The organism is Adlercreutzia agrestimuris, from assembly GCF_943193125.1.
Taxonomy (GTDB): Bacteria; Actinomycetota; Coriobacteriia; order Coriobacteriales; family Eggerthellaceae; genus Xiamenia; species Xiamenia agrestimuris.
Genome location: NZ_CALPCX010000002.1, coordinates 394873 through 408245, shown reverse-complemented (window position 1 = coordinate 408245; position 13373 = coordinate 394873). Strand labels below are relative to the sequence as shown.

The following is a 13373-nucleotide window of genomic DNA, read 5'->3' as shown; positions in this document are numbered from 1 at the left end:
GAAATAATTGTAAAGCCACGCAGAACTGCAAGCTATTTATGGTATTTCAAGCTCCATTGTCCATTAGGAGTGATACAGAAACCTCTTCCTTGGTACACCCCTTTAACACGTGCACTAGGGAACCTTACAAAAATGAAAGCTTTTACCAGAAGCATTTCGCTACAATAGAATCAAACTCCATTCGGCACGTTGCACGCAAGTTGCAAACAAGGAGCAGAGCCACGTGATACCGCGCATATGCATAATTGAGGACGACGCTTCGCTTAGTAGAGAACTGGCTCACATTATTGAGCTATCAGACATGAATGCTGATGTAGTGACAGACAACTTCACTAAAGCGGCTGATCATGTAATTGCCTCCCAGCCCGACTGTGTCATTTTAGATTTAAAGCTACCACAAACCGATGGCCATAAGATTTGCCGCGATATTCGAGCACAATCACTTGTTCCCATCATCATGCTCACGTCATCTGAAAACGAATTTGACGAAGTACTCTCCATGAATATCGGCGCAGATGATTATGTTACGAAGCCTTATCGACCAGCAGTTTTGCTTGCGCGCATTCAAGCAGCTTTGCGACGCAGTGCACAAACACGCAGCGATACTATTCTCAGTTACAAAGATGTAGAGCTCAATACCTCTCAAGCTACGGTGACCTATCATGGTAAAACTGCTGAGCTCACGCGCAACGAGCAACGCATTTTGCAGCTTCTTATGCGACAACCCGAAACTGTTATCCCTCGAAGCGAAATTATGTGCGCGCTCTGGGAGTCAGATGCCTTCATTGACGACAACACACTAACCGTAAATGTCAACCGCCTCAGAAAAACCCTGACCTCACTGGGTGTTCCAGATGATTTCTTAATAACTCGACGTGGATTGGGGTATTCAGTTTGAGCGAAACACAGCTGCCACCACACGATCCTCTGCCTGGTACAAGCACTCCAATTAAAGACAACAAGCCGCTTTTGTCCGACTGCTCATTTCAGACTGACATTCCCGCGTTCTCACTGGCCTCATACCTTCGCGATCATGCCTTTGTGCTTGTCATTGCTCTGTTTTGCGACATGCTTGTTGGCATTATGCTGAAAACACTCGGCGTATCTTCAGCTGGCATCATAGCAATTATTGGCGTTATAACGGGTTGTTTTTTGACAGCGTTTATTCTTAATTATGTGCGCAAGGTGGCATTCTACCGCAATCTACAAACAACCCTTGAAAGCCTTTGTGCGGCTACTTACTTCACCTCGCTCATAACTGAACCTTCTTTTTTGGAGGGGCGAATAGCATACGAATCTGCTGCGATTGTTTCCAAAAAAGCCAATGCTGAACAGGAAAGCATGGTTGAACAAACTGACGCATACCGAAATTATATTGAAGCATGGATTCACGAAATCAAAACCCCTCTTGCTGCTATCAAACTCATGCTATCGCATACCCACGATGCGCAATCAAGCAAAATTGCTCGTGAAATTGAACGGATTGAACTTCAAGTTGATCAGGCGCTTTATTATGCCCGATCAGCTGCAGCCTCCAAAGACTATGCCATTCGCGAAGTAAATCTTGCCCACATATGCCAAGAAACATGCAAGCGTAATGCGCGGCTTTTAATAGAACGCGGCATTTCTCTCAACTTCAACCTTGATCCAGATTTGATGGTACTCACCGACGAAGCGTGGATAACCTTTATCTTGAGCCAATTCGTTGTTAATGCCGCCAAATACGATGCCACAACTCTCACGTTTGTTGCGCGCGTAGAAGACGCAAACACCCCATTCGGGCGCACCATTTTGGAAGTCATTGACAATGGTTGCGGCATTCCCGCTGCCGACATGCCTCGCGTTTTTGAACGCGGCTACATTGGCAGCGTCGGTCGGAAACATGGCAGCGCAACGGGCATGGGGTTATATCTTGTAGCACGTCTGTGTGATTCGCTCGGACTCAACGTAATGCTTGCAAGCGAAGAAGGAAGTGGCACTCGCGCCATCCTTGCATTTCCTCATGACCGAAAGCGCTTAGCTTATCTAACAAATTCGTAAGGTAGGTGTAAGCCAATTCGATTGGTAGCGTAAGTTGTCTTTTCTAGGATAGGAAGTGGCGAAAATAACGCAATTACCTACCTATCGAAAGGATACCCATGAAAACTCCCGCTAAACTATGCGTTGCATTTGCAGCCGTCTTGGCTGTTGGCGCATTAATTGCCCATCAAGCACCCCGCGTTACAAGGAGCAAATAATCATGACAGAGATTTACAGCACACCAGCAGTTCCCGGTGCTCACACCCCTCTTTACGCAGGCTCACTCCTCTCAGTGCGAGGTCTTGAAAAAGTCTATGGCAGCAAAGAGTCACTGACGCATGCTTTGGCAGGCATCTCCTTTGATGTAGAACAGGGTGAATTTGTTGCCATTATGGGTCCATCCGGCTCCGGCAAGACAACGCTTCTCAATTGCATTTCCACCATTGACACCGCAAGCAGCGGACATATCTATGTTGCTGGTAGAGACATCACCACTCTCTCCAAGCGCGCACTTACGAAGTTCCGCCGAGATGATTTGGGCTTTATCTTCCAAGATTCCAATCTGCTCGACACCCTTACAGGTTTTGAAAACATCTCACTTGCTCTTACTATTAAAGGCACTCCCGCAACTCAGATTCCTCCCCGCGTTAATGCTATTGCCTCCCAATTGGGAGTAAGTGATGTGCTTTCAAAATACCCCTATCAGATGTCCGGTGGCCAAAAACAACGCATAGCTGCTGCGCGCGCCATGATCTCTGATCCACAACTTGTTTTGGCTGACGAGCCAACTGGTGCACTTGATTCACGCTCAGCTACCATCATGCTTGAGATGCTAGAGATGATGAATACCCAGATGGGAGCCACAATTATGATGGTTACCCACGATGCCTTCGCCGCTTCATACACATCACGAGTGATTTTCATCAAAGACGGCACGCTCTTTAACGAACTGCGTCGAGGCGATGACTCTCATGATGCATTCTTTAATCGCATCATGGAAGTTGTAGCGTTTCTTGGGGGTGAAGCAGGTCATGTATCTTAAGCTTGCTCTGCGCAATATTCGCCGCTGTATCAAAGATTACGCCATTTATTTTGTCACCTTGCTGTTTGGAGTTGCAGTCTTTTACGCCTTCAACTCCATCGGTGGCCAACAAGTGCTCTTTGACTTGCAGTCAAACGCATCCTCGCGCATGTTTGACTCAACTCAAAAGTTCCTCAATATGTTCTCTGGCGTCATTGTAGTAGTACTTGCATTTCTCATTCTCTACGCGAACCAGTTTCTGATTCGGAGGCGCAAAAAAGAATTTGGCACCTACCTTATCTTAGGCATGAATTCGCTCCATGTCTCCCGTATGGTGCTGTACGAAACCATGATCGTAGGCTGCGTTTCCTTGTTCATCGGTCTGGGAGTGGGCGTTTTGCTTTCTCAAGCGCTCTCCTTTTTTACCGCACTGCTCTTTCAGGTGACCATGACGCAGTATCAATTCATTTTCTCGCTTGATGGCTGCATAACAACGCTGACCTGCTTCGCCATTATTTATATCTTAGTAGCGCTGCTCAACACCACGGCCATCAACCGCTATAAGCTTATTGATCTTCTTCATGCTGACGAAAAAAACGAGCGCACCAGCATACGCAACCCTATCGCATGTTTTATTGTATTTTTGATTTCGTTGGGTATTTTGGCATGCGGCTATGTGCTTCTTAACGAAAACGGGCTGGTCATGCTTGACGATCCGAAGTTTTTCGGCGCAACCATTTGCATGCTTGTAGGTTCGCTTTTGTTCTTCTGGTCGCTTTCAGGGTTTGTTATTACCGTACTAACACGCGCAAAACGCATATACCTTAAAGGAATTCGCCCCTTTACCTTAAGGCAAATTGCAAGCCGCGTTAATAGCGCATTCGCTTCCCTTTGGGTGGTATGCGTGCTGTTATTCTTTTCAATTACGGTCTTTTCGGCTGGCATGGGCATGATTGACATCTTTGTCACCAATACCATTGAAGCAAACCCATACAGTGCAACTTTAGATGCAGCGGTATGGTATGGTCCGGATGGAACCATTGCATCTTCATCAGATGACATCACTCAGCGTCGACAGGAAATGGAAGAAGGCGCGCCAGAGAGATTAGCGCAAGCCGACTCGTATGAATGGGATATGGCCGCATGCCTTCGTGATGGCAATCCGGAACTTTGGGATCAAACAGTAGCCACAAGTGCACAAATAGATTTTTATGACATTCCCAATCTCACCTACGGAATGCTCATTGATCAGGTACAACAAAAGCTTCCAAATCAAGAATTAAATCTGGACTCCTTGGGTTCAGTGCGCGATTTCCGTGTCTCGGTTATTTCGCTTGACCAATTCAACGCAACACGAGCACTGCAAAACCAAGACGAAATCCAACTTAATCCAGGCAGTTGTGCCCTGATTAACAATCTTGAATTGTCGGAACAATTGGCTCAAAGTCTTTTGCAAGGCGAGGTCTCATTTGAGGTTGCAGGAAAAACCGTAACCCTTGAAGGGCCTTTGTACACCACGCAATTAGAAGACAACATGATGAAGGCTTCAACCCTAGTATTTGTTTTGGATAACGAAACAATAAATGCGCTCAAGGCAGAAGTACTTATTCCCGATACTCAGCGCCTCAATATCATGTATGCTAACAACGGTTTAAGCGACGAAGAAAATGACCAGATGCTCGCAGATATCATTGCAAGCGTGCAACCTATTGACCTGGGTGGATTTGAAAAAGGAGCTGCCGGCGCTAACGAACAGTGGGCAAGTCTGCTTTGGCCAGTAACGCGTCTATTAACCTCAAATGAGATGATTGTCCAGGCGAATGGCATGCGTCTTATGATCACCTATTTGGCACTCTATATCGGGTTGATCTTCCTCGTATCAACTGCAGCTATCCTTGCTATTCAACAACTCTCACAGATATCAGATGCTTCAAAGCGCTACCAAACACTCTACAAACTCGGATGCGATTCTCGCACCATCAACCATTCCATCTTGGTGCAGATACTTATCTACTTCCTGCTCCCTCTTGGACTAGCACTTTGTCATAGCGCATGTGCTATATATGTACTCACAAACTCTATGTTTAGCGCGTTTGGTGTTTCTCCTATTGCACCTATACTTATGACGCTTGGACTGGTTCTTGTCGTATATGGAGGATATCTCCTCATTACATACCTTACCGCTCGATCCATTGTCAAAAGCAACTTAAACGCAAAGTAGTTTTTTAGCACCACACAATAATAAGCGCCGATCGCAAAACAAGCGATCGGCGCTTTCTTATTTCACAACTGAGTGCTCAATAACTACGAAAGCTTCTTCGCCAAGAGCTCGTTGATGACCTTGGGATTTCCTTGACCTTTCATCTCTTTCATGCACTGACCAACGAAAAAGCCAATCAATCCCGTCTTGCCACCTTTGTACTGCTCAACCTTATCAGGGTTGGCCGCAAGTACCCCATCAATGACTGCTTCAATTGCTCCAGTATCGCTCACTTGTTTCATGCCACGTGCTTCAACGATGGCACTTGGGTCAAGACCTTCTTCCATGACGGCAGCAAAGACTTCTTTTGCTTGTTTCGATGAAATCGTGTCATCAGCCAGAAGACGCACAAGCTCAATTGCGCGAGCTGGCGTAAATTGCGTATCGGCTAAAACTACGCCCTCGTTAGCATTGAGGTATGCGGTTACATCATTAATGATGAGATTTGCTACTGGCTTTGAGAGCGTTACCGCATCAGCACCAGCAAGCTGCATGCACTCTTCAAAGAATGCTGCTGTTTCGCGATGTTCCACCAAATGACGCGCATCATAAGCAGATAGCGCATAGTCTTGCGCAAAACGTGTTGCTTTCTGCTCAGGCAGTTCCGGCAACTTCGCACGAACTGATTCAATAAACTCATCAGACAAATCATAGGGTGCCAGATCGGGCTCAGGGAACAAGCGGTAGTCATCAGCGGTTTCTTTCACACGCATAACGATTGTGCGCTTTTGCGAGGGATCCCAATGACGCGTCTCCTGATAGATCTGTCCGCCCTCTTCAAGCACCTCAGCTTGGCGACAGATCTCATACGCCAAACCGTCATGAAGGTTTTTAAAGCTGTTCATATTTTTCAGCTCGGTCTTTGTTCCAAACTCCTTGGCTCCGCGGCGGCGCAGCGAAACGTTACCGTCGCAACGCAACGATCCTTCTTCCATGGAGCAGTCAGAAATACCAATAGCCAAATAAATCTGACGAAGCTTCTGCATGAACAAGCGCGCTTCTTCGGGCGTGCGCAGGTCAGGCTCGGTTACCAACTCAATGAGCGGCGTTCCTGCGCGGTTGTAATCAACCAAGCTATGAGTTGCACCAGCAATGCGGCCTTCGCCACCGCCCAAGTGCACCATTTTGCCAGCGTCTTCTTCCATATGAATACGCGTAATGCCCACATGCGCTTTGTAGCCTGAATCAGTACGAACAATGTTCTCGCGTTCCTGACCTACTTCAAGCTTATCCAGCTGATAGCGCTCTTTTGCCGCCGGTCCGTCCACATCTAAATCAAGGTGCCCGCGCATGCAAAACGCAACAGGACCTTGCGTAGTTTGGAAGTTCTTGGGCATATCGGGATACATATAGTTTTTACGATAGAACATCGAGCGCTTCTCAATGTCGCAGTTAGTGGCAAGACCAGCAAGCACGATAGATTCGATAGCTGCGCGGTTTGGCACTGGCAGCGCACCGGGAAGACCAAGACAGACGGGGCAGGTGTGAGTATTAGGATCAGCACCAAACTCCAACTTGCAATTGCAGAACATCTTGGTTTCAAGCGTGGTGAGCTCGGCATGGATCTCAAGACCAATGACCGCTTCCCAGTCAACGAGCACCTCTTCAAGACTACGCACGGCACTCACCTTCCTCTCCCAAAACAACACCTGGCACAGCATCGCGCGCATCGGGTATGTTTGCCGGCGCACTCAAATCAGATTGCGGCACAAACGACGTAGCTACAGGAGCGGGGCCATACACGCTCTCAAGCGCCGCCGCTACGCGCAGCATGTTTTCGTCTTTGAACTGCGGTGCAATAAGCTGTACACCCACAGGCAATCCTGTATCAGCACCTAACCCAACCGGCATGCTCATGCCGCCGTTGCCTGCAATGTTGATAGAAATAGTAAACATATCTGACAGATACATCTCTGTAGGATCTGAAATGGCGCCAAATTCAAATGCCGTTCGCGGTGCTACAGGAGCCAAAATGCAATCTACCTGCTCATAGGCACGCGCGTAATCTTGCGTAATGAGCGTGCGAACCTGCTGAGCGGGATAGTAATACGTATCGTATACACCAGCAGAAAGCAGGTAACTTCCGAGCATGATGCGACGACGCGCTTCTGGACCAAAGCCAATCTCGCGGCTTGCATCATATTGCCCATTCATGTCCTTATGACCAGGATCGCAATAACCATAGCGAATAGAGTCAAAGCGCGCGAGGTTACTAAACGCCTCACACGGTCCAAGCACATAATAGGCGCTCATTGCTGCTTGGGCGTTGGGCAGGTCAACTTCAATAAGCTCAGCTCCCAGCGCACGCAGATGCTCGGCCGCCTCTTCAACCTTCGCCTTAACCTCAGCAGTCAAGCCTTGCGCTTCCATAAAAGCAGGCACGATACCAATGCGCATTCCGCGCACACCTTGCGCTAAGTTCGCCGTAAAATCGGTGGTGATATGCTGGCTGGTGCAATCAAGCGGGTCACGACCTGCAAGTGCGTTGAGCGAATAAGCAGCATCTTCCACCGTGCGCGTAAATGGTCCCACCTGATCAAGGGAGCTACCAAAAGCAACAACGCCATAGCGCGAGACCACACCATAGGTTGGCTTAACTGCCACCAGTCCGCAGAAGCTACCGGGCTGGCGAATAGAGCCACCTGTGTCTGAACCAAGCGACACGCTCACCAAACCTGCTGCAACCGCTGCAGCTGAGCCACCTGATGAACCACCAGGAACACAAGCAAGATTCCAAGGGTTGTGCGTTGGGCCAAAAGCGCTTGTTTCAGTTGATGAGCCAAATGCAAACTCATCCATGTTCAGCTTGCCCAAGGGAAGAGCGCCTGCCGCTATCATACGCTCAACGCACGTTGCGGTATAAGGCGAAACGTAATTTGCCAACATGCGCGATGAACAGGTGGTATGGGTTCCCACCAGATTCATGTTGTCTTTAAAGGCGGCCGGAAGACCAGCAAGCGGACCCATTTCAGCAAGCGTACCGTCAGCTACCGCCGCATCAATGCGTGCTGCTTGTTCGTAAGCTAAATCTTCAGTAGTCTCCAAAAAAGCGTGTGTGGCACCGTCAAGCGCACGAATACGCTCAAGAGAAGATTGAGCAATCTCGCGGGCGGAGAATTGGCGATCAGCAAGACCTTGACGAATCTCTCGCGCGCTCATGCAACCAAAAACTTGATGAGTCATTATCTGTCCCCTCCTTCACCTAAGATAGAGGGAATCAAGAAGCTCCCATCTTCTGTTTTAGAAGCATTTTCCAGCGCAACTTCTTGGGTAAAACCAGGAACCACCACGTCATCACGCATCACGTTTGACAACGATCCAATAGGATGAAATGTTGGCTCCACCCCATCAAGCTCGTACTCGGTAATTGGACGCAACGAATCAATAATGGCATTCAGGTCAACCGTCATTTGCTCAACCTCATCATCAGTGAGGCCGATATGCACATATTCAGCAATATCCCGAACGTCATGTTCAGAGAGATGTTCTGTCATGGATATATCCTTCCAGCGAAAAAACATACGAGGTTTATGATAACAAAGCGCACGCTTGCTTACGCACTCAGCACTTGACTCAACGTGAAATTTTCGCACGCGGTTCCGCTTACGTCTTTATTCGCAAACCAAGCTTTTGCAAACTTGTAATGCTGCATACGCACCCGCATACTAAAACTATCGGGGTTTTACACTGAATTGTTCGAGCGAGAAGCAAATCTTCCCGCCCAGCGTAGCTCCACACAACCGAAAGGAACTCAGATGGCAGAAATTCGCGAGGAATACGTTGATTACAACGGATACAAAACCTACTGTAAGATAGTTGGTGAAAACCAGCCGGGCAAAAAGACCCTGCTTATCCTGCATGGCGGTCCAGGCTGCACCCACAATTATTTGCTGCCTTATGCTGAAATGGCTGATCGTTATGGCCGCCAGATCGTGTTTTACGATCAAATTGGCTGCGGTAAATCAAATATCCCCCACCAAGACGACAGCTTCTATAACTACGATTTATAGGTAGACGAATTCTATGCTGTCCGCGAAGCACTCGGACTTGACGACATTCATCTGTTTGGCAACTCATGGGGCGGCATGCTTGGAATGCTGTGCATGATGAAAGATGACACCGGCGTAAACTCTTTTGTTATCAACTCTTCGCCCGTCCGCATTGCAACTTGGCTTGAAGAAGCCAACCGTCTCATTCGATACATGCCCGAAGACATGCAAAAAGCCATTGCGGAGGCTGAGCGCACCGGCAACTACGACACGCCTGAGGCTAAAGCCGCGTATGATGAGTATTACAAGCGACACGTTACGGGTCTCTATGAGCGAGACTACCCGCAATATCTCATTGATGAAGTAGAGGGCACGGGCGAATGCTACATGGTCATGCAAGGCGCTTCTGAGTTTGTTGTAACTGGCAAAATGCGTGATTGGGATGTGCGAGAAGGTGTCAAGAACATCAAGGTTCCCTGCATGGCGCTTTCTGGCACTGACGATGAAGGTACACCGCTTGTTATCAAAGAGGGCGTAGACCTTATTCCTGGATGCGAGTGGACGCTGATTGCAGGTGCACCACACATGTCTTGCGTGACGCATCCCGACGAATCAATGGAGGCAGTTGAAAACTTCATCAGTCGTTTTGAATAAGCGATAACTCAACGCTGCTCAAACGAAAACATAAAGCCGGATTATCGGCAAAACAAAAGCCTGCTCGTCCGATATCTGCGAGCAGGCTTTTTTGTTTCTGAAAGCCACAAAGAATCAGTTACACCTTATTCGGGTTGAGCCATATTTGCCGAGTCAATTGAATCAATCATATCTCCCGTGTTTGCGTTTATGTAATCAATTTTGATGTTAGTTTCATCGGTGTTACCTGCAAACATGTTATAGAATCCGCCATACATATAAAGCTGCAAAGACAGCAAGCTTTCTTCCAGACTAAGTTCTTCTGAGGTAGTCTTAACCGTAAACTTGGTATAGTCATCATTGGTGGTTACTTCAGTAATGGTCGGGTAATCGGATGAACCAGCAAGAGCGGAAATCTGCTCATCGAATCCCGCACGAAGTTCATTCATGAGTTCATCATGCTTTGATTTTGGCATCGAGTAAGTGATGCTGCCATCGTTGTTGGTTACCACCTCAATACCTTCTTCGCCACTAACCTCAGTAATCTGATCAACATCCATATACTCTGTCATTGAAGCAGGAATAGTGAACTCCACTATTTCCTCGGGAGCCATACTGCAGCCACACACAAACAACGTCAAACACGCACTCAAAGCCAACGCAAGTAATTTTTTCATTGTTCCTCTCCTTTGAATCTGTAATAAATTGCTACACGAAATATCTCCCCTCTCGCGCAGCAAACAAAACGACAGTATATCATCGCCCGTTATTCACCCTATGGCACCCCTACTCATCTGCTTCCTTACTACGCGCTGCATCTCAGACACCCAAAATGAAACGCTTAGAATCGGAGCGAAAAGCGGCGCCCCAGATTGCGTGTCAAATTGCACTTTGATAGACAGATCGCAAAAACAATAAGACGCCGACGGACAAAGAGCTTTGCTTTTGCTACAACGTTTACCAGAGCGCTATTCTTGTATTGGCTGATCGGCAAGCGCAAATGCAAAAACCCCCTCTTCACTCTCACGAAAAACAAGAGGCAGCAGTTGTCCGACATGTACGCCATAGGCACTTTGTGCTGGTTCATTGAGAAGTCGCGCTATGATCGAATCCCCTTCAATCCGAACTAGTCGCATCCAGACCATCTCAAATCCTTCAAGTTGTGCATCGCTTAAAAGAATTGCCTGAATATCGTCAGGATAGTCCGCATTGCGTAAGTTGTCTAAAAAGCGCAGGTTTCGCGTCTTTTCCACCTCTTGATTTCTCTCATAGATCCCATGAATATCACTGATACGGTTACTAAAATCTGAAAGCGCCGCATTAACCAGCTGCGCGCCCATATGCTCTTTTACCGACCCAGAACGAAGAATCAGCAGCAGATCATCATAGACGTCACTTATTGTGATGCGGTTTTCTGAAAGTGAAGCCGCGCAAAGTACTTGCATACTAAGCCCCGCCTCTTCATCAATATAGCCATATACAATAGCATCAGGGAAACCCGCCGCCTTCGCCTCTAAATGAAGCAACGATGCAACGTCTCTCACGTAAAGCACCGATCCTTGGATCTTACGAAAATCAAGTTGTCCTAAGGGTTGCATGCGATCCTCGAGCGATACCTCTAAAGGCCATGGTGAAAACGTATCAGAAAAACCAACCGGATCACTCACTCGGTCATACCATGTTTCAGTGTTGAGTTCCGCAATGGGTTCAAGATCGCATTTTGCTGTAAATCGCTGGCGACAATCCTCAATGAAGTCTTCTTCAACACTCAAAACCACGTGATCAAAAAGCCTCCAGTTCTCATCATCGGGCAGATGCAATAGGAGAATCTGCGTTTTCGTGCCCACCTCATATACGTCAAGTACTTTAAAATGTGAGCGTGCTTGAGCCACACATAACCCCCATGCGGCAGCCTCACTATCAGAATCAAACATTTCACTGACGTCTGCCAAATGATTTGACAGGATCGCTATACGATGCGATCTTGCAAGACCACCATAACGGCTGGTGGTATCCACAACCGTTGGTTCACACAGAATAGTCCCAGGTTGGTACTGCTGCACCACTTGAGAAGGCAAATTAACATCTCGGGCAAACATTTGTAGACCGGAGAACGTCTTATCAACAACCTGTTCAAAATACCACGCGGGTACCTGCTCTACATCAACCACACCAAGTTCACGAGCCATATTTCTGCCTCCTTAATTAGCAAACCAATGGATATATCATGACAAAGCATTTCGCAATGCACTGTCCGCTCTATGGTGCAGCGGAACAAAATGGCTTTGCTAAATATAAAAAGGCCAAGTTTGTTTGAACAATAGGACCATGAAACAAACATGAAGCGAATTGCAGCGGCTAAAGCGAATACGAGCGCAACCAAAAGATTGGATTATCTTCATCTCCAACTATTTCAACCTCTGCAAATCCACACGCTATAGGACTTCCAAGTGCGTCTGTTAAGCCTTCCTGCGTGGCCTGGAAAAAGGAGGCGTCTAGTTCAACAAAATCAGACCTATTGTTTCCATATTCATCAAAATGTACTCTTTTGTCTCTATAGATATCAAATTCAACGAAGTAGCGCTGCTCACCAATCTCAGTAATTGATGTTGTGTGCGCTACACCGCCCTCACCGTCAAGAATCGTGTCTATGCAAACAAGCGCTTCCTGTTCCTGAGACGTCCCTAAGTTTGAATCAATCGAAGACACAGCTAATGCTTCTCCAAAATAGTCATTTGCGTAACCTTGAAGCTCAGTATAGGGAATATTCACCCAGGTCAAACCACTTGCTGTTGGACATGGATTCAAGTTATCGAAATCATGCCAAATCGCATGGCCAGCTGAAAACAGACAGATATATGAATCGGAAGTAGCAGTGTCCTCAATATCAAAACCATCCATGACGCTGCCCAACTCTGAAAAATTTGTCAGGTACCGATTAAGTAAAGCGACGGTTTGAGGGTCATCAATAATAAATTCTTCCGAATCATCCACCTCTTCGCTTTCATCGTAATAGCTTTCGCTCTTATTATTAGCTTCTCTAGGTGCTTCTCTATGCGTCTCTTTTTCAGGCGCATCCCTTCTTTGAAGTCGCTCTGGCTGCTCCCTTGTTTCATCATCGGGCAACTCTTGACGCGTTAAATTTTTTAGATCTTCTCTCTCATCAACGCCGGCAATATGATCTGCTTCATCTGTTGCCGCTGTTTCTTCAGAGGCGGAAGACGGCAATGTTTCTGGTTCTTCTTCAAAAGCACAGCATCCAAGAAGCCCAAATAATGATACGCAAAACATAACGCATATGAGGTTTCGACGACGAACATGGGAATGGCTATGGCAATCTCTGTTAACCATACTTGTGCGACTTGCATATAAACCATGCTTTGCGTCAATTGAGCTGCTTTGGTGGTACATAGCTTTTTTTATTACTGACATACCGTTTCCTCTTAAAACA

General features: G+C 47.2%; 11 protein-coding genes and 1 pseudogene. 6 read left to right on the top strand and 6 right to left on the bottom strand.

Annotated elements, in window-relative coordinates:
* Positions 1-223 precede the first annotated feature (223 nt).
* The 4 genes from NFR28_RS04885 (at position 224) to NFR28_RS04870 (ending at position 5261) form a co-directional block, all read left to right on the top strand.
* On the top strand, positions 224-898 hold the full coding sequence (locus NFR28_RS04885; RefSeq protein ID WP_251178706.1) for a response regulator transcription factor: 675 nt from the start codon (positions 224-226) through the stop codon (positions 896-898).
* Positions 895-2040 (top strand): sensor histidine kinase, encoded by a 1146-nt coding sequence (locus tag NFR28_RS04880; protein WP_251178705.1) that lies wholly within the window; start codon positions 895-897, stop codon positions 2038-2040. The genes NFR28_RS04885 and NFR28_RS04880 overlap by 4 nt, the downstream gene beginning before the upstream one ends.
* 199 nt (positions 2041-2239) lie before the next feature.
* Positions 2240-3061: an ABC transporter ATP-binding protein gene (locus NFR28_RS04875; RefSeq protein ID WP_251178704.1), complete on the top strand. Its 822-nt coding sequence runs from the start codon at positions 2240-2242 to the stop codon at positions 3059-3061.
* A complete protein-coding gene (locus NFR28_RS04870; protein WP_251178703.1) occupies positions 3051-5261 on the top strand; it encodes an FtsX-like permease family protein in 2211 nt (736 codons plus the stop codon). The genes NFR28_RS04875 and NFR28_RS04870 overlap by 11 nt, the downstream gene beginning before the upstream one ends.
* A gap of 83 nt (positions 5262-5344) precedes the next feature.
* On the opposite strand, the gene gatB is transcribed toward NFR28_RS04870, so the two are convergent.
* Genes gatB through gatC form a run of 3 tightly spaced genes read right to left on the bottom strand, consistent with a single transcriptional unit; the run spans position 5345 to position 8794 of the window.
* Positions 5345-6919: an Asp-tRNA(Asn)/Glu-tRNA(Gln) amidotransferase subunit GatB gene (gene gatB, locus NFR28_RS04865; RefSeq protein WP_251178702.1), complete on the bottom strand. Its 1575-nt coding sequence runs from the start codon at positions 6917-6919 to the stop codon at positions 5345-5347.
* Positions 6912-8483 (bottom strand): Asp-tRNA(Asn)/Glu-tRNA(Gln) amidotransferase subunit GatA, encoded by a 1572-nt coding sequence (gene gatA, locus NFR28_RS04860; RefSeq protein ID WP_251178701.1) that lies wholly within the window; start codon positions 8481-8483, stop codon positions 6912-6914. Before gatA ends, gatB begins: the two co-directional genes overlap by 8 nt.
* Entirely contained in the window at positions 8483-8794 is a 312-nt protein-coding gene (gene gatC, locus NFR28_RS04855; RefSeq protein WP_251178700.1) for an Asp-tRNA(Asn)/Glu-tRNA(Gln) amidotransferase subunit GatC, read from the bottom strand. The genes gatA and gatC overlap by 1 nt, the downstream gene beginning before the upstream one ends.
* A 261-nt stretch (positions 8795-9055) precedes the next feature.
* Here gatC and NFR28_RS08915 point away from each other — a divergent pair, with 261 nt between their 5' ends.
* Positions 9056-9310 carry an alpha/beta hydrolase family protein gene (locus tag NFR28_RS08915; protein WP_338025905.1) on the top strand — a complete coding sequence of 85 codons (255 nt, stop codon included), beginning with the start codon at positions 9056-9058 and terminating at the stop codon, positions 9308-9310.
* Between the two features lie 18 nt (positions 9311-9328).
* A pseudogene (locus NFR28_RS04850) lies at positions 9329-9943 on the top strand (alpha/beta fold hydrolase); the annotation flags it as partial.
* A 125-nt stretch (positions 9944-10068) separates the two neighbouring features.
* On the opposite strand, the gene NFR28_RS04845 reads toward NFR28_RS04850, so the two are convergent.
* From NFR28_RS04845 to NFR28_RS04835, 3 genes are all read right to left on the bottom strand, one after another.
* Complete coding sequence (locus NFR28_RS04845; RefSeq protein ID WP_251178699.1) at positions 10069-10599, bottom strand: hypothetical protein; 531 nt, start codon at positions 10597-10599, stop codon at positions 10069-10071.
* Between the two features lie 291 nt (positions 10600-10890).
* A complete protein-coding gene (locus NFR28_RS04840; protein ID WP_251178698.1) occupies positions 10891-12111 on the bottom strand; it encodes a hypothetical protein in 1221 nt (406 codons plus the stop codon).
* Positions 12112-12280: 169 nt separating this feature from the next.
* Entirely contained in the window at positions 12281-13354 is a 1074-nt protein-coding gene (locus NFR28_RS04835) for a hypothetical protein (protein ID WP_251178697.1), read from the bottom strand.
* Positions 13355-13373 lie beyond the last annotated feature (19 nt).